Source organism: Amycolatopsis sp. FDAARGOS 1241 (assembly GCF_016889705.1).
GTDB lineage: Bacteria > Actinomycetota > Actinomycetes > Mycobacteriales > Pseudonocardiaceae > Amycolatopsis.
Window position 1 is genome coordinate 3,347,759 of record NZ_CP069526.1, and the last position, 16,278, is coordinate 3,364,036.

Sequence of the window (16,278 nt, forward strand, 5' to 3'; positions counted from 1 at the left end):
CGCCGATCGCGCATCGCCCGTGGCGGGGATGGCTGCGCGCCGTGGTGTGATCGGCACCCCGCGTCGCGAGGGAAGCTGCGCTGGTCAAGCGGTGTTGGAACCAGTGTGGCCCGGCGGAGACCCGCGGCGCGCCGGCTGTCGATCGGAAGTGGGCGGCGAGGCCACGCGGTCGAACGGCTACCCTGGGGGTTCGAAGGCCGCACGAGAGCAGGAGGTGCGGGTGAGCCAGGAGCTCGACGCCGCGGTGCCCGCGAAGCCGGGGCCCGCGAAGGACAGCGCCGGAGCACGGGGTGCGCAGGCGGTGCCACCGTCGAAGGCGAACGGGGCCGCGCCGAACCCGTCGGCGACGCGGCGGGTGCGGGCGCGACTGGCGCGCCGCATCACCGCACAGCGCGCCGCACCCGTGAAGCAGGTGCTCGAGCCGCTCGCCGTCATCCACCGCGAGCTGCACCCGAACGCGGATCTGGCGCTGCTGCAGCGCGCGTACGACGTCGCCGAGGAATTGCACCGCGAGCAGCGGCGCAAGTCCGGCGACCCCTACATCACGCACCCGCTCGCGGTGGCCACGATCCTCGCCGAGCTGGGCATGGACACCACCACGCTCGTGGCGGCTCTGCTGCACGACACCGTCGAGGACACCGGTTACTCGCTCGACCAGCTCAAGGGCGACTTCGGCGACAAGGTCGGCGAGCTCGTCGACGGCGTCACCAAGCTGGACAAGGTCAAGCTCGGCATGTCGGCCGAGGCCGAGACGATCCGCAAGATGGTCATCGCGATGGCGAAGGACCCGCGGGTGCTCGTGATCAAGCTGGCCGACCGGCTGCACAACATGCGCACCATGCGCTTCCTCCCGCCGGAGAAGCAGGCCCGCAAGGCGCGCGAAACGCTCGAAGTGCTGGCCCCGCTGGCCCACCGCCTCGGCATGGCGACCGTGAAGTGGGAGCTCGAAGACCTCGCATTCGCGATCCTGCAGCCGAAGAAGTACGACGAGATCGTGCGCCTGGTCGCCGACCGCGCGCCCTCGCGCGACACCTACCTGCGCAAGGTGATCGCGGACCTGACGGGCAACCTCGTGTCGTCGCGGATCACCGCGAAGGTCGAGGGGCGGCCGAAGCACTACTACTCGATCCACCAGAAGATGATCGTCCGCGGGCGCGACCTCGACGACATCCACGACCTGGTCGGCGTGCGCATCCTGGTGGAGGACGTGCGCGATTGCTACGCCGCCATGGGCGTCGTCCACGCGCTGTGGCAGCCGGTGCCCGGCCGCTTCAAGGACTACATCGCGCAGCCGCGGTTCGGCGTGTACCAGTCGCTGCACACCACGGTGATCGGCCCGGACGGCAAGCCGCTCGAGGTGCAGATCCGTACCTACGAGATGCACCGCACCGCGGAGTACGGCATCGCGGCCCACTGGCGCTACAAGGAAACCAAGGGCACGCACACCGGCAACGCGATGGAGATCGACGAGATCGCGTGGATGCGGCAACTGCTCGACTGGCAGCGCGAGGCCGCGGATCCGGGCGACTTCCTTGAGTCGCTGCGCTACGAACTGGCCGCGCGCGAAATCTTCGTCTTCACGCCGAAGGGCGACGTGATCACGCTGCCCGCCGACTCGACGCCGGTCGACTTCGCCTACGCGGTGCACACCGAGGTCGGGCACCGCTGCATCGGCGCCCGCGTGAACGGCCGGCTCGTCGCGCTCGAGCGCAAGCTGGAGAACGGCGAGGTCGTCGAGATCTTCACGTCGAAGGCCGAGAGCGCCGGCCCGAGCCGCGACTGGCTGCAGTTCGCCGGTTCGCCGAAGGCGCGCGCGAAGATCCGGCAGTGGTTCGCGAAGGAACGCCGCGACGAGGCGATCGACGCGGGCAAGGAAGCGATCACCAAGGAGATCCGCAAGGTCGGGCTGCCGATCCAGCGGCTCGTGTCGGCGGAGTCCATGGGCTCGGTCGCCAAGGAGCTGCGCCACGGCGACATCTCGTCGCTGTACGCGGCCGTGGGGGAGGGCCACACCAGCGCGAAGCACGTGGTGCAGCGGCTGGTCGCGCTCATCGGCGGCGTCGACGAGGCGGAGGAGGAGCTCGCGGAGCGGGCCACGCCGTCCACTGTCACGCGGCGGCGCGGGTCCAACGACGTCGGCGTGATCGTCAAGGGTTCCAGCGACGTGTGGACCAAGCTCGCCCGCTGCTGCACCCCCGTGCCGGGCGACGAGATCCTCGGCTTCGTCACGCGCGGCGGCGGCGTGAGCGTGCACCGCACGGACTGCACCAACGCCGACGATCTGCGCACCCAGCCCGAGCGGCTGGTCGAGGTCGAGTGGGCGCCGTCGTCTTCGTCGGTGTTCCTCGTGGCCATCCAGGTCGAGGCGCTCGACCGGCACCGGCTGCTCTCGGACATCACGAAGGTGCTGGCCGACGAGAAGGTCAACATCCTCTCGGCGTCGGTCACCACCTCGCGTGACCGCGTGGCGGTGAGCCGGTTCTCGTTCGAGATGGGCGACCCGAAGCACCTCGGCCACGTGCTGAAGGTGGTCCGCGGCGTCGAGGGCGTCTACGACGTCTACCGGGTCACGTCGGCTTCCTGAGCCAGGCCAGGAGCGCCTCGGTCACCTCGGCGGGCCGCTCCATCGGCGGCAGGTGCCCGGTGCCGGGGAAGTCGATGCGGCGCGCGCCCGGGATCTCCCTGGCGAACACGTCCGCCAGCTCGACGAGCCCGGACGCGTCTTCGAGGCCGACGAGCACGAGCGTCGGCGCGGTGATCTCGCCGAGGCGGTGGCGGGTGTCCGGGACGTCCTCCGTCCACTGAGGACCGCTCCACTCGCGCCGGTAGAGGTCCTCACACATCGCGATCGCCTGGACGTAGAACGATTTGTCGACCGCGTCGGGAGTCCGTTGTGGACCGACGACCAGGTAGTCGACGTTGGCCTTCGCCATGGCTCGCACGTCGGCGGGGTCGATCCGCTCGGCGCTGTGGCTGCGGTAGCGCTCGAGCTTTTCGAGCGGGACGGCTTCGAGCATGGCTTCGCGGACTTCGGTGGCCATCGGTTCGGGCCATTCGTGACCGGACAGCCCGGCGCCGACGAGCGCGATGCTGCGGACACGCTCCGGGGCGGCCAGGGCGGCGTCGAGCGAGTACGCGCCGCCCATCGACGAGCCGATCAGGTCCGCCTGGTCCACGCCGAGCGCGGTCATGAGCGCCAGCAGATCGCGGTGGTGGGAGACGGTGCCTTCGGGGTCGGTGGAGTCGCCGTGGCCGCGCCGGTCATAGCGGATCACGCGGTGCTCGCGGGCGAGGGCCGTGAATTGGTGGTCCACATGCGCCGGTCGGCGAGCCCGGCGTGCAGCAGCACCACCGCCGGTCCGTGACCTGCTTCGTCGCACCCGAACCGCGCGCCGGCTACCTCGATCATCCCCATCGCGGCCACGCTGGCGTGGCCGCCTGGTTACAGCCGCAGGTTTCGCGCAGGGCGATCCCGCTACTGATCCGGCTAAAATAGGCGGACGCCCGACAATCGGACGGAACCGTGCGCGCCAACGGGTTCCGCCGTGCTGTGGTCGGATGGGCAACGAACGGCACAGTAGGGTGCTGGCATGACCGACGGATTCGAGTTCACGCGCGACGGCGAAGTGGCGCGGCTGACGTTCGCCCGGCCGGAGAAGATGAACGCCATCACCTACGGCATGTGGTCGGCGATCCCGGACGTCGTGGCGGAGGTCGAGGCCGATCCGGCGCTCAAGGTGCTGGTGCTGACGGGCGCGGGCAAGCACTTCTCGGCCGGCGCGGACATCAGCGAGTTCCGTGAACTGCGCTCCACCGCCGACGGCGCCGCGACCTACGACAAGGCCGTCGACGGTGCGGTCGCCGCCCTGACCTCAATGCGCAAACCGTCCGTCGCCATGATCCACGGCAACTGCATCGGCGGCGGCTGCCAGCTCTCCGTCGCGTGCGACTTCCGCTTCGCCGCGGAAGACGCGCGCTTCGGCATCACGCCCGCGAAGCTCGGCATCGTCTACAGCTTCGACTCGACGCGCCTGCTCATCTCGTTGGTCGGTCCCGCGAACGCCCGCTACTTCCTGCTGTCCGGCGAACTCGTCGACGCGATCCGCGCCCGCGAGATCGGCCTCGTCAACGACGTCCACGCACCCGAAGGCCTCGCCGCCGCCACCGCGGCCTTCGCGGCGACCTTGTGCTCCCGCTCGCAGGCCTCGATCCGCGGCATGAACCGCATCGTCGCGAAGATCGTGGCCGGCCAGGAGACACCCGACCAGGAGGTGGACGACATCCGCCTGGCGGCGTTGCACGGCGAGGACTACGCGGAGGGCGTGGACGCGTTTTTGCACCGCCGGGACCCGAAGTTCACGCACCGCTGAACGGGACGGGTCAGATCTCGTCCCAGGGTGCGGTCTCGTACGCGTCGGCGAGCAGCCGCGCGGCCGCGGGATCGTTGCGCAGCACCACGTCGTCGACGGACGCCACCGGGCGGCCGACCGTCTCGGAGTTGGTGAGGAACACGGCGTCGAAGCCGGGCAGCTCGCGCGGGTGCACCTTGCGGGTCACCTGCGCGACGCCCGCGGCGGCCAGGCGGTCGCGCAGCACGAGGTAGGTGATGCCGGGCAGGACGGCGGCGTCGGGCCAGACCACCGTGTCGCCTTCCAGGAACCCGACGTTCCAGATGGACGCTTCGCTGATGTGTCCACTGTGGTCGACGAACAGCGCGTCCTCGTAACCCGCGAGCACGGCCTGGCGCGAGTGGTGGATCAGCCCGAACGTGCCGGTGTGCTTGACCTCGGGCAGGTCGCGTTCGTAGCGGACGGACCTCAGCCGGATCGGGTCGGCGACGTGCTCGCGCGGGGGACCGGTGCGCACGAGAACCTCGGGCGCCATCACGGGGTCTTCCTCGCTGGACCGGGAGAAGACGAGCACCCGCACGGAAAGCGCACCGCGCCCGGCGACGAGCCGGCGGACGTGACCGCGCACGAGATCGACGTCGAGGTCGCTGCCGAACAGCAGCTCGGTGCTCGTGACGAGGCGGGTGAGGTGGTGCGCGAGGCCGCGGACCCGGCCGTCGCGGACCTGCATCGCGGTGAAGTGGCCGTAGCTGCCCGTGGCGGCGGCGAGCTGAACGGCGCTGGGTTCAGCGCCGTTCAGCTCGAGTGCGACGGACAACGATCAGGCGGCGACGTTCACGGCCGTGAACTTGACCTGTTTCTTCGGCTCACCCGTCGCGCCGTCCTGGCCGACGGTGCCGATGCCGGCCTTCGCGATCGAGTCGAGGACCTTGAGACCCTCGTCGGAGATGCTGCCGAAGATCGTGTATTGCGGCGGCAGCTCGGCGGTGCCGTAGACCATGAAGAACTGGCTGCCGCCCGAGTTGGGCTGGCCCGTGTTGGCCATGGCGAGGATGCCGCGGCCGTACTTCTCGCCGTCGATGAACTCGTCGGGGATGGTGAAGCCGGGGCCACCCATGCCGTCGCTGTTCACGTCGCCCTTGGCGTTGGGGTCGCCGCACTGCAGCATCTGCAGGTCGGTGACGCCGAGGCGGTGGCAGATCGTGTCGGTGTAGAAGCCCTGCTTGGCCAGGCTCACGAAGGCCTGCACGGTGCACGGCGCGAGCGCGCGGTCGAGTGTGATCGGGATGTCGCCCGCGGTGCTCTTGAACGTGATCTCGACCTTGCCCTGCGACGGCACGTTCTTGCCGTCCGGCGCCGTGGTCTTCTTCGGCGGCGGCGCGCTCTGCGTGTCGGCCGGGTACGAGCACGTGGTCGGGTTCGGGAGCGCCTTCGGCCGCGTGGGCAGGGCGGTGCGCTGCGTCGGGATGTTGCCGACCGTCGGCACCGGCGGCGCCGAGCTCGACGGCGGCGGGCTCGCGGCGGCCGTGGAGTCGCCGCTGCCGCCGCTGTTCACGACCCAGACCACGACACCCGCGACGATGAGGACGACACCGCCGACCACACCAGCTCCCACGATCTTGCGTCGCTTGGCCCGCTCCTGCCGGCGCACGAGCTGCCGCTCGAGTTTGCGCTTAGCGGCTTCACGGCGCTGCTGGTTGGTCGCCACCCGCCCTCCAGTTCCCGCTCGGTGTCACACGTCTGAGGTAGCGGCAGTGTATGGGCACAGCCTGTGAGGACTCTGTACAGGGGCCGCTAGTCTCGACCCGATCGTGATCGGCGCCGCTTCGCGGGAGCCGGGAGAGGAGGGTTTGGTGCTCGTCGTCGGATTCGCCGCCGGCCCGTTGCGCGCCAACTGCTACCTCCTCGCCCAGGCCGCGGGTGGCGAGTGCGTCGTGGTGGACCCCGGGCAGGACTCCGGCGAACCGCTGGCCGCCGCGCTCGCCGAGCACCGGCTCACGCCCGTCGCGCTGCTCGCCACCCACGGTCACCCCGACCACGTCGCCGGCGCGGCGGGCCACGACCTGCCGCTGCACCTGCACCCGGCCGACCGCGAGTGGTACGAGGGCCCGTCGGTGCCGCTGGCCGAAGGCCCGCTGGAGCTCGCGGGTCTCGCGCTCGAAGTGATCTCCGTGCCCGGGCACACGCCGGGGTCGGTAGCGTGCGCCGCGACGGCGAGCGAGGGTGGCAGGCTGGTGCTCACGGGGGACACGTTGTTCGCCGGGTCGATCGGGCGCGCCGACGGCTCCGGCCCCGACCTGGAGAGATCGTTGCGCACGAAGCTGCTGGGGTTGCCCGATGACACCGTGGTCCTGCCCGGCCACGGACCCGCCACGACCATCGGCCGTGAACGAGCGAGCAACCCCGCGCTCATCGGAGCGGAGGCGTGACGGGCATGACCGAGCAGGGTGGCGCGAAGGACTCGGCAGTGCCGCCGGAGCGGCTGGCGCTGTTCGCCGAGGACGCCAAGATCCGGCGGCGCCGGGCGTGGTCAGGGGTCATCGGCGCCCTGATCGTCGCCGCGGCGTGCGGCGGGATCTCGGGGCTCATCGGCGGTCAGCTCGTGGGGCTGATCGTCGCGGTGGTGATCATGCTGCCGCTGGTTTACGTCGTGCTGTACACGCTGCGCCGCCGCGTCTGGCTCGAAGGCACGGAGCTGATCGTGCGCACGTGGGGCGTGCGGCGCATCGACCTCGTCACCGCGGAACGGCTCGACATCGTGATCGCCGACGTGCGCGGCACGCGAACGGTGAGCCTGCTCGTGAACGCGGGCAAGCGGCGCCGCGCGGTGAAGCTCGACCTCGCCGTCTTCGCCGGCACCGGCGGGCGTGAGCTGGGTGCGCTGCAGCTGCGCCGCCTCGCCGACGCGCTGCTGAACAACACCGAAGCCAACGGCCTGGTGTTCTCCGAGCTGCTCGTGGCCGAACTGCGCGCCGAGGCCCGTGGAGGCGGCGCGGCCGAACGCCCGCTGTACCGCCTCGCGTCGGCAGCGCCGGCCGGGCGCTATCTGCAGCGCTTCCCGATGGAAGCCGTCAGCCGCTTCGTCGCGACGCTGGAGTGACGCGCGCTTCTTCGGCGGCGGGGTCCTCCATGCCGTCGACCCTGGTGCGGATCTGTTCGACCTTGTGTGCGAGCTCCGGCAGTTCCCCGGCGACGTAGGTGAGCAAGCGCTCGAGCTGGCGCAGGGTCTTGCGCACGTCGTCGAGTGCCGTCGCGATCCGCGGCACGGCTTCGGCCGCTTCGAGCAGGGCCGCGAACAACCGCCGGACGAGGTGCGCGGCGAACCGAGGCCCCGCCGGCACGGCTGAGAACACGATCCCTCCTCGGGCACGGACGCGCTCGGCCACTTCGTACCGCAGCCGCCGCAGCGTTCCCGGAGCGGGGTTCGTTCGTGTTACTGGTGTGACTGCAGCGCATTTGTGGTGCTCACGAGGTGGCCGACGGCTCGCGCGCCGCGATGAGCGCCGCGAGAATCGTCGTCACCGGCACGGCGGCCACGATGCCGACGGAACCCGCGAGCGTGCGGATGATCTCCGACGCGATGTCCTCGCTGCCGAGCAGCGCGCCGAGCCCGACCCCGGAGATCGACGAGTACAGCAGCACGGGCAGCGCGGCACCGGCGTAGGCCATCACGAGCGTGTTCACGGCCGAGCCGACGTGATCGCGGCCGATGCGCAGACCCGAGCGGTACAGCTCGCGCCAGCCCAGCGCCGGGTTCGCGCGCCGCAGCTCCCACACGGCGCTGGTCTGGGTGACCGTGACGTCGTCGAGCACCCCGAGCGCGCCGATCACCACGCCGGCGAGCAGCAGGCCGCGCGCGTCGATGCCGTGGCCGAGCGAGCCGATCAGGGTGGACGTGCTGTCGTCGAGCCCGGTCAGCGAGGCGCCGATGGAGAAGATCGCCGACAGGATCCCGATCAGCGCGAGGCTCACGAGCGTGCCCAGCACCGCCACCGACGTTCTCGCCGACAGGCCGTGGGTCAGGTAGAGGGCGACGAACATGATCGCGCCGGCGCCCGCGATCGCGACCAGCAGCGGGTTCTCGCCGGACAGGATCGAGGGCAGCACGAACAGCGCGATCACCACGAAGCTCAGCACCAGCGCGACGAGCGCGGCGAGGCCCTGCCAGCGGCCCAGCACGAGCACGGCGACGGCGAACAACGCGGCCAGCAGCACGAGCGGCGTGCCGCGCTGGAAGTCGACGAGCTGGAACGACGCCGGGTCGGTGGCGTTGCCGCCGTTGTAGGCGAGCACGACCGCGTCGCCGGTGGAGAAGCGCGGGGTGCTCGGCTCGATCGGCACGATGAGCTGCAGCGGTTTGCCGTTCGCGGGCCCGTCGGTCATCGTCAGGTTGACAGTGAGGCACGGCTTCTGGTCGGGGTCGGGTTGTGAGCCCACCTGCACCTGGCCCTGCGCGAGGCACGGCCCCGTGGCGGTCGACGTGATCGACGCCTGTACCGGCGTGCCCTGCGGCACCGCACTCGTCGGCGCCGGTTTGCCCCACGGGTACAGCACGATCATCCCGACGACCGTCGCGACCGCCAGCGGGGCCAGCAGCCACGTGAGCAACTTCCGCACCCGCGCCGACGCGGGGGCCGCGGGGCCGTGCCCGTGACCATGCCCGTGGCCGTGTCCCGCCCCGGTGAGGGCCGTGCGGAGGCCTTTGCCCGGTGCAGCTTCCGCCGCATGGTCTTCCGGGTCCGCGGCGCCGTGCGCTTGCCCGGCGACAGCGGCGCGGCGCCTTGCGCGGGTGGTGGCTTCGGCGTCGAGGTCGGTTTCGGGGCCGGCGACGCCCTGGGCCTGTCCGGTGAGCCCTGCGCGGCGGCCCCCGCGGGAAGGCCCTCCCGCCGCGAAGTCGACTTCCGGGTCCGCGCCTTGGGCCTGCCGGGCGAGGCCTGCGCGGCGGCTCCCGCTGGAGGGCCCTTCGGTGGCGAAGTCGGCTTCCGGGTCCGCGGCGCCGTGCGCCTGCCCGGCGACAGCGGCGCGGCGCCTTGCGCGGGTGGTGGCTTCGGCGTCGAGGCCGGCTTCCGAACCGGCGGCTGAGGTATCACCGGGGGCGGGCCGGGCGGTCCGGGTGCCGTCGCCGCGAGGGCGGCGTGGGCCGTTGGCCGCGGCGCGGCGACGGCCCGCGGGTGGGGGAGTTTCGCCGGTACGCGACGGCGCGGGGTTTTCTCCGGTGCGGCGGGCGGCGCGTCCGGGGGCGTCAGCAGCGCGCCGGTCAGCGGGTGCGCCGGGCTCGGCGGTGCGCTGAGCGCCGGAGTCGTCGCCGTCGAGGCGGGCCGAGAGGGACGAGGTGCCGCCGGTGCGGCGGGAGGCTGGCGGCGGCGCGTCGCCGGTGCGGTGGGAGGTGGGCGGTGGGGTGTCACCGGTGTGGCGGGGCGGTGGGGTATCGCCGGTGCGGCGCGAGCTGGGTGGTGGCGTGTCGCCGGTGCGGCGGGACCGGGGCGGTGGGGTGTCGCCCGGGGCGCCGTTGCGGCTGCGGCGTGCGGCCGTCGGCGCGTCGCCGGGCTGGTGGTTCGGCCCGGGCCGGCGCGAGGCCGGCGGCGGCGTCTCACCGGAACGGCGCGGTGGCAGCGGGGTTTCGCCCGTGCGGCGGCCGCCGTTCGGGCCACGGCGCGGCGGTTCGGCGGCGGGCCACGAGGGCTCGTCGCCGGTGCGGGGGCGGCGTGGGGTGCCGTCGGTGACCCGGCGGATGGGGCCGGTGTCGTCGGCGTCGTCGTCGGCGAAGTCGGGGTAGTCGGGCGGGGCCACGGCGGACATAGTGCACTCCGCCTGCCGCCGCCACCCGTACCGGGTGGGGGAGGACCCGGTCGATTCCGGCGTTTCGCTCAGCCGAGGGCCTGGCGGAGGTGCACCCGGCGGTAAGCCGACGGCGGGGTGTCGAAGTGGTCGAGGAAGGCCTGCCGCAGCGTTTCGGTGGAGCCGAAACCGCAGCGGCGCGCGATGGCGGCCAGCGGGAGGTCGGTACCGGCGAGCAGGCGGGCGGCGTGCTCGGCGCGGACGGTCCGCACGTACTTGCCGGGGGTGGTGCCGAGGTGGGCGTCGAACAGGCGCGTCAGCTGCCGCGTGCTGATCCCGGCCTGCCGGGCCAGCACGGGCGTGCCGAGGTCGTCGCCGAGGTGCTCGGTGACGAACGCCGTGAGGTCGCGCACCTGCCGGTGCTCCGGCGGCGGTCCGGACAGGAACATGCTCACCTGCGCCTGGTTGCCGGGCCGCTGCAGGTACGTCACGAGCGCGCGGGCGGCTTCGCGCGCGAGTGTCGGGCCGTGGTCCTCTTCGACGAACGCCAGCGCGAGGTCCAGTCCGCTGGTGACGCCGGCGGAGGTGTAGACGTCGCCGTGGCGGATGAACAGCGGCACCGGATCCACGGTCACCGCGGGGTACCGGGCCGCCAGCTGCGCCGCGTACGCCCAGTGCGTGGTCGCGCGGCGGCCGCTGAGCAGGCCGGACGCGGCAAGCACGGTCGAGCCGGTGCACACCGACGCCGTGCGCGTGCTCGTCCGGGCGAGGCGGCGGACGTGTTCGAGCAGGCGCTCGTCGGCCGCGGCCGTCTTGTGGCCGACGCCGCCGGAGACGACCACCGTGTGGAGATCGCCCGCGACCTGGTCGAGGCGGACGTGGGGCGTGAGCGTGATCCCCGACTGGCAGCGGAACGGACGACCGTCCACAGTGGCCAGCCGGATGTGGTACGGCGGCCGCGCGCCGAGCCGGTTGGCGGCGTCGAGCGCGTCGGAGACGCACGCGATGTCGAGCAGCTCGGCGCCGTCGTACGCGACGATCACGACCTGCCGTTCCGGTCCCGCCATGATCGAACGTTAGCAGGTCACCGGGCCGAACGACGTGGTTCGCAGGAATGCGGACATGCGCCGCCCCCGCCGGGTGTTTCGCAGGCACGCTGGTCCCCATGACCGAGAAGACGTTCGCGTTTGTCGTGTATCCCGGCCTGACGGTGCTCGACCTGGTCGGGCCGTTGCAGGTCCTGAGCGCCTACGCGCTGATGGAGCCGGAGTTCCGCGTGGTGGTGGTGGGCGAAACCCTTGACGCCGGCGGCACCGACACGCCCCTGCGGATCGCGCCGAGTCACACGTTCGAGCAGGTTCCGGAGCCTTTCGGCGTCCTCGTCCCGGGCGGTTCCGCCCCGACGGTGCAGGCACTCGCGAACCGCCCGCTCATCGACTACCTGACCTCGGCCGCCCGCACGGCCACGCTCATGACGTCGGTCTGCACCGGCGCCCTGCTCCTCGGCGAGGCCGGCCTCCTGACCGGCCGTGAAGCCACCACGCACTGGATGTTCCGCGACCTGCTGCGCGCGTTCGGCGCCACGCCCGTCGCGAAACGCTGGGTCGAGGACGGCCCGGTCATCACCGCCGCGGGCGTCTCGGCGGGCATCGACCTGGCCCTGCACCTCGTCGAGCGCCTCGCCGGCCCCGACCTGGCGCGCCGCGTCCAGTTCGGCATCGAATACGACCCCGAACCTCCCCTCGGCGGCCTCGACTGGTCGGCCGCTCCGTACGCAGAACTGAAGCCACTGTTGGAGTACTCGCTGAGCGACACCCTCACCGACCGCCCTGACCTGAAGGCCAAGCTGCTCCAATACGCCTGACCGGCGGGTCCGGCTGCGGTCGCGGCAGGCCCCGCCGCCGCCTCGTCGCGCGCCGAGCGGCCGGGTGCGAGGGGACCGTTCGCACCGTTGGGCGTGGCTGAGTGATCCCTTCACGAGGGATGAGTTGGGCCGTGCGCGCGGGTGGTCCTGAACGGGGTCCCGGTGTCGCCGCGCGGTGCGGTGCCGGTCGCGGGAGGAACGGTACCCCTTTCGCTCGCCGGCTCGCGGAGCGGCACTTCCGGGCGTGAGGGGGGACCGTTCGTGCCTTGCTGGCGCGGTGTGGCCTGACCCGACGGGGCCGTTCGTGCGCTCGGGGTGCGGCGGGGTTCGGAGCGTGACGTCCATCCGTGCCTTGCGGGCGCAATGCGAGACGGTGCGAGAGGACCAGTCATGCCACGGGGGTGCGGCATGACTTGGCTCAAGGGGACCGGTCGTGTTTACGGCAGTGGGGTGAGGGGACCAGTCATGCCACGACGGTGCGGGATGCCGTGAGGGGCCCAGTCATGCTGCGACGTCGGCGTGGGCCATCGTGCCGTACTTCCGGGCCTGCCACACATGCGCGAGCTCGTGCGCCACGACCGCGGGCAGGTACCGGCACGGGATGCCGGAGGAGTAGACCACCGCCGACTCCGTCGCGTACGCGGCCGCGTTGTCCGGCGCCTGCGCCTTCATCCGCTCGGGGAGACCACCGCGAACGACGAGACGTGCTCACCGAGCCGCGCCGTCGTCGCCGCGATCACCGCCGAACGGTCGCACGCCGGCGCCGCGGCCGGCCGCTCGGCAGGCTGTATCGGCGTAGCGAACCCGGCCAGCGCGATGACCACAGCCAGGCCAGCGACTGCCCGGGTTCCGCGTCGGTCGCGGCGTGCCCCGGTGGTCGAGGTGTCTGCCCCATATCTGCCCCACGAGTGAGGTTGCAGGGCAGGTCATGGCGCATACGAGGGCAATCACTGGGACATCACCTTCTCCACGAGCGGCGGCCGATCGGCTTCCGGCGCGCACCCGCCGCCGCTGTGGTGCGCGCCCGAACCCCCGCCCGGCCGGGCGGCCACGGACCGATCCGAGGCCGGGGCGGGGCCTGGCCACCTCTGAGGGCGATGGGCAGTCTCCGGCCCGGCGCACCAGTCACATGACCGGTGCGTGCACGTTCCGTCACCAGGGGTGGCAGGTGAGGTCGCCCACCCGCGTGGCCCGCGAGGGTTGACCGGGCAGGCGGACGGCGTACCGTCGTACAGATGCCCCACAGCCGAGGGGGTTCCGGCCTCACCCTCCTGACTTCCGTCCGCGACGACGACCTCGTGCTCGTGACCGCCGTGGGCGAGATCGACGCCGCTTCGATCGGCGACTTCCGGACGGTGCTGGCCGAAGCGTGCGTAGTGGGGGACAAGCTCGTGGTCGACCTCTCGCGGGTCGGGTTCCTCAGCTGCGCCGGACTGCGCGCGCTGGAGGAGACGAGCCGCACGCGGCCTTCGCTGTCGGTGGTCGTGACCGTGCCGCTGGTGCTGCGCGTTTTCGGTGTGACGGGCGCCGACAAGGCGCTCGACGTACGTCCGGGCCTCGTGGAAGCGTGTGCCGCCGCCCGGGCATGAGCTGCCGCTGATCGGGTGGCGATCACGCCGCGGTGGTTGGTGCCGCGCCGCCGCTGGGTAGTCCTCCGGTGAACCCGAGAGAACGGCGAGGTGATCCGGGATGTCCACCCCGACCGAACGCTCCGGTGCCCGCGGCGCTGTCGGCGCGCTGGTCGGAGCAGCTGCCGGGCTGGCCGTGCTGGCCGGTCTGTACTTGATCATCGGCCCGTGGCTAGCGCGCTTCGGCGGCGCGGCCGAACTCGCGGTCAGCAACACCGTGACGGGGCTGGCCATCATCGTGCTCGCGGCCGTGCGAGCACGCGATCCGCGGCCGCAGGCCCTCACGTGGGTGCTGCCCGTGCTCGGCCTCTGGGCCGCGATCTCTCCGCTGGTGCTGCGCTACGGCGACGAAACCGCGCCGTCGGCGGGCGCCTTGGCGGGCAACGTGATCGCCGGCGTCGTCGTGCTGGCCGCCGGTGTCGCGCTGCTGCTGAAGCGCCCGGCTAATCGCTGAGCAACCCACGCCAGCGAGGCGCGGAATTCGGCCCGTGCACGACCTCTGCGGCGAGCACGGGCCGGACCCAGTGTGCGTCGGCGTGTTCGGGCGCCTGCTCGAACGGCGAATCCGGTTGTTCCAGCTGCGCCAGCGCGGCGGCCAGGGAGACGAGTTCCCCTTGGGAGAAGCCGACTCCGACGCTGCCCGCGTACCGCAACCCGGCGCCGTCGGGAACGCCCAGCAGCAGCGAGGCGAACGTGCCGGCACGGCGTCCGCCGCCGGGCCGCCAGCCGCCGATCACGACGCGGCGAACGTCAGGCGACTCGACGTACAGCCAGTCCGAGTTGGCGCGGCCGGGCCGGTACGGGCTCGACCGGCGCTTGGCCACGAGGCCGGGTAGTCCGTGCTCGCGGCTCGCCCGCGCGACCGCGCCGCCGTCGCCGAAGTGCGCGGCCGGGACCTGCCAGTGATCGCCGCGGAGGCCGAGGTCGTCCAGCAGGGCCCGGCGTTCGGTGTACGGCAACTCCAGCCGCGACCGGTAGTCGAGGTGCAGCACGTCGGAGACGAAGAAGAACGCCGGGTGCCGGTCCACGAGCCGGACGGCGACGGCCGGATCGGCTTCGGTGCGCCGGCGAAGGCCCGCCGGGTCCGGCTTGCCGCCGGAGAACACCACGATCTCCCCGTCCAGCAACGCTTCCGAGGAACCGAGTTGCGCGCCGAGGCCGCGTAGCTCCGGGTAGCGGCCGGTGACGTCGGCGCCGGTCTCGTCGATGGCCGTCACCCGCCCGCCGCCCGCGCGCACGATCGTCCGGCGCCCGCCCCACGCGAACTCGTAGGCCCACTCGGCGTCTTCGGCGGTCGAGGGCAGGCGGCCGGGCCGCGCGGGCATCGGCGCGAGGAACCTCGGGGTGTCTTCGTGCCCGGCTTCCGCGGGGTCGAGCCGGCGCAGCGTCCAGCCGTCGGCCACGCCGTCTTCGCGGCGGCCGAGTTCGTAGCGGCCGCGAAGACGTTCGCCGTACAGCACGAACTCGATGCGATGCTCGTGCCAGTGGACTGTCTCGTAGCGGCCACGGTCCCACACCTCGACGGTGCCAGCGCCGTACTCGCCCTGCGGGATCTCGCCCTCGAAGTCCGCGTAGGCCACGTCTTGGTCATCGATCCGGACGGCGAGCCGACCGCGGCCGGGGGATCGGGGCACCCCACGCGGGACGGTCCACGAGGCGAGCACCCCGGCGCGTTCGAGCCGGAAGTCCCAGTGCAACTGGCTCGCGTGATGTTCCTGGACGACGAAGACGCCGCCGCGGTCGACGGGGGTTTCGGGCACTGCTTCGGGGGTGCAGCCGAGTGCGCGCTTGCGCCGGCGTTCGGCGAGTTCGTCCGCCATGGCAGGCGTGGCACCCTCGTCCCTTCGGGTGCGCCCACTCTAGTCCTCGTTCACCCCAGCACGCGCTCCAGCCACGCCTGCCACACCTTGCTCTGTTCCTCCGGGTCTGCCTCGAAGAAGAGGTGGTGCCCGACCGCGATCGGCATGCCGAGCGCCGAGCGCTCGTGGAAGCGGTAGAGCGCGCCGGCCGTGCGGATCCCGGCGTAGTGCGCGTTCGGGTAGTCCAGCACGCCGTCGATGGCGGGAAGCCCGTCGACCTCGAAGTGCACCGGCTGACCCGCCTCGGGTGTGGCGGGGAGGCCGAGGGCGGCGACGAGCTTGCGCCACGCTTCGGGAGCCGCCGACGACTCCGGCCCGGACGCGAGCACGAACTGCGCGCGGCGGCCCGGAAAGTACCGCAGGAGCTGGCCGAGTGTGTGCAGGTACATGTCCCAGCCGCGGCTGAAGCCCTCGTGGTACTCCTCGCCCCAGTCCTCCGCGGTGAAACCGTGGTGGATGAAACGCAGCACCGACGTGCCGCCCCCGGTCGCTTCCACGAGGAACTCGAACGCGTCGAAGCTGCCGTCGGGCGCGGGCGTGGCGCGGTAGGCGAACCGGTGCGGCGGTTCCCACGTGGTGATCTCGGCTTCGCTGGTGAATTCGCCCATGCGGAAGCGGACTCGACGGGCGCCGGCGTCGACCTCGTGCTTGCCCATGAACCACGAATCGATACCGGGCCCCGTGGCCACGGCATCCCACACGGCCTCGGGGTCAGCGGGCAGGCGGACCTGCTTGGCGACTTCGAACTCGTGCGTCATGACCGGTTCCTCCTCACCTGACGGAACTTCACCGTGGCATTG

Annotated in this window: 17 protein-coding genes; 7 read left to right on the plus strand and 10 right to left on the minus strand. The window is 72.2% G+C overall.

The window, feature by feature from the left end; all coding sequences use genetic code 11:
- Positions 1-220 precede the first annotated feature (220 nt).
- Positions 221-2,584, plus strand: a complete 2,364-nt coding sequence (locus I6J71_RS16450; protein ID WP_204095499.1) for a bifunctional (p)ppGpp synthetase/guanosine-3',5'-bis(diphosphate) 3'-pyrophosphohydrolase — start codon at positions 221-223, stop codon at positions 2,582-2,584.
- Here I6J71_RS16450 and I6J71_RS16455 read toward each other — a convergent pair.
- Together I6J71_RS16455 and I6J71_RS48270 are read right to left on the minus strand one after the other, a co-directional pair.
- Positions 2,568-3,275: an alpha/beta fold hydrolase gene (locus I6J71_RS16455; RefSeq protein WP_239154908.1), complete on the minus strand. Its 708-nt coding sequence runs from the start codon at positions 3,273-3,275 to the stop codon at positions 2,568-2,570. The two genes, I6J71_RS16450 and I6J71_RS16455, sit on opposite strands and share 17 nt — an antisense overlap.
- Entirely contained in the window at positions 3,272-3,415 is a 144-nt protein-coding gene (locus tag I6J71_RS48270; protein WP_239154910.1) for a hypothetical protein, read from the minus strand. Before I6J71_RS48270 ends, I6J71_RS16455 begins: the two co-directional genes overlap by 4 nt.
- 175 nt (positions 3,416-3,590) lie before the next feature.
- Between I6J71_RS48270 and I6J71_RS16460 the strand changes: the two genes are divergently transcribed.
- A complete protein-coding gene (locus tag I6J71_RS16460) occupies positions 3,591-4,370 on the plus strand; it encodes an enoyl-CoA hydratase/isomerase family protein (protein ID WP_204095500.1) in 780 nt (259 codons plus the stop codon).
- A 10-nt stretch (positions 4,371-4,380) separates the two neighbouring features.
- Here I6J71_RS16460 and I6J71_RS16465 read toward each other — a convergent pair whose 3' ends face one another.
- The gene (locus tag I6J71_RS16465; protein WP_204095501.1) at positions 4,381-5,166 is read right to left on the minus strand and encodes an aminotransferase class IV; all 786 of its coding nucleotides are present in this window, start codon (positions 5,164-5,166) and stop codon (positions 4,381-4,383) included.
- Between the two features lie 3 nt (positions 5,167-5,169).
- Positions 5,170-6,057 carry a peptidylprolyl isomerase gene (locus tag I6J71_RS16470; protein WP_204095502.1) on the minus strand — a complete coding sequence of 296 codons (888 nt, stop codon included), beginning with the start codon at positions 6,055-6,057 and terminating at the stop codon, positions 5,170-5,172.
- Positions 6,058-6,202: 145 nt separating this feature from the next.
- Here I6J71_RS16470 and I6J71_RS16475 point away from each other — a divergent pair, with 145 nt between their 5' ends.
- Positions 6,203-6,778: an MBL fold metallo-hydrolase gene (locus I6J71_RS16475; RefSeq protein WP_204095503.1), complete on the plus strand. Its 576-nt coding sequence runs from the start codon at positions 6,203-6,205 to the stop codon at positions 6,776-6,778.
- Positions 6,779-6,783: 5 nt separating this feature from the next.
- Complete coding sequence (locus I6J71_RS16480) at positions 6,784-7,449, plus strand: hypothetical protein (protein WP_204095504.1); 666 nt, start codon at positions 6,784-6,786, stop codon at positions 7,447-7,449.
- Here I6J71_RS16480 and I6J71_RS16485 read toward each other — a convergent pair.
- From I6J71_RS16485 to I6J71_RS16495, 3 genes are all read right to left on the minus strand, one after another.
- Positions 7,421-7,702, minus strand: coding sequence for a hypothetical protein (locus tag I6J71_RS16485; RefSeq protein WP_204095505.1), 282 nt, complete (start codon positions 7,700-7,702; stop codon positions 7,421-7,423). The genes I6J71_RS16480 and I6J71_RS16485 overlap by 29 nt on opposite strands.
- 112 nt (positions 7,703-7,814) lie before the next feature.
- A complete protein-coding gene (locus I6J71_RS50765; RefSeq protein WP_370542155.1) occupies positions 7,815-10,148 on the minus strand; it encodes a YibE/F family protein in 2,334 nt (777 codons plus the stop codon).
- Between the two features lie 68 nt (positions 10,149-10,216).
- A complete protein-coding gene (locus I6J71_RS16495; RefSeq protein ID WP_204095506.1) occupies positions 10,217-11,194 on the minus strand; it encodes a GlxA family transcriptional regulator in 978 nt (325 codons plus the stop codon).
- A gap of 98 nt (positions 11,195-11,292) precedes the next feature.
- Between I6J71_RS16495 and I6J71_RS16500 the strand changes: the two genes are divergently transcribed.
- Positions 11,293-11,991, plus strand: a complete 699-nt coding sequence (locus I6J71_RS16500; protein WP_204095507.1) for a DJ-1/PfpI family protein — start codon at positions 11,293-11,295, stop codon at positions 11,989-11,991.
- Between the two features lie 501 nt (positions 11,992-12,492).
- Here the strand turns inward: I6J71_RS16500 and I6J71_RS16505 are convergent.
- Positions 12,493-12,663: a hypothetical protein gene (locus tag I6J71_RS16505; protein ID WP_204095508.1), complete on the minus strand. Its 171-nt coding sequence runs from the start codon at positions 12,661-12,663 to the stop codon at positions 12,493-12,495.
- Between the two features lie 563 nt (positions 12,664-13,226).
- On the opposite strand from I6J71_RS16505, the gene I6J71_RS16510 reads away from it, so the two are divergent.
- Both I6J71_RS16510 and I6J71_RS16515 read left to right on the plus strand, forming a co-directional pair.
- The gene (locus I6J71_RS16510) at positions 13,227-13,580 is read left to right on the plus strand and encodes an STAS domain-containing protein (protein ID WP_204095509.1); all 354 of its coding nucleotides are present in this window, start codon (positions 13,227-13,229) and stop codon (positions 13,578-13,580) included.
- 100 nt (positions 13,581-13,680) lie between these two features.
- Positions 13,681-14,073: an SPW repeat protein gene (locus I6J71_RS16515; RefSeq protein ID WP_204095510.1), complete on the plus strand. Its 393-nt coding sequence runs from the start codon at positions 13,681-13,683 to the stop codon at positions 14,071-14,073.
- Here the strand turns inward: I6J71_RS16515 and I6J71_RS16520 are convergent.
- Positions 14,063-15,439 (minus strand): DNA polymerase ligase N-terminal domain-containing protein, encoded by a 1,377-nt coding sequence (locus I6J71_RS16520; protein ID WP_204095511.1) that lies wholly within the window; start codon positions 15,437-15,439, stop codon positions 14,063-14,065. The two genes, I6J71_RS16515 and I6J71_RS16520, sit on opposite strands and share 11 nt — an antisense overlap.
- Positions 15,440-15,489: 50 nt before the next feature.
- A complete protein-coding gene (locus tag I6J71_RS16525) occupies positions 15,490-16,236 on the minus strand; it encodes an SRPBCC domain-containing protein (RefSeq protein WP_204095512.1) in 747 nt (248 codons plus the stop codon).
- Positions 16,237-16,278: the final 42 nt, after the last annotated feature.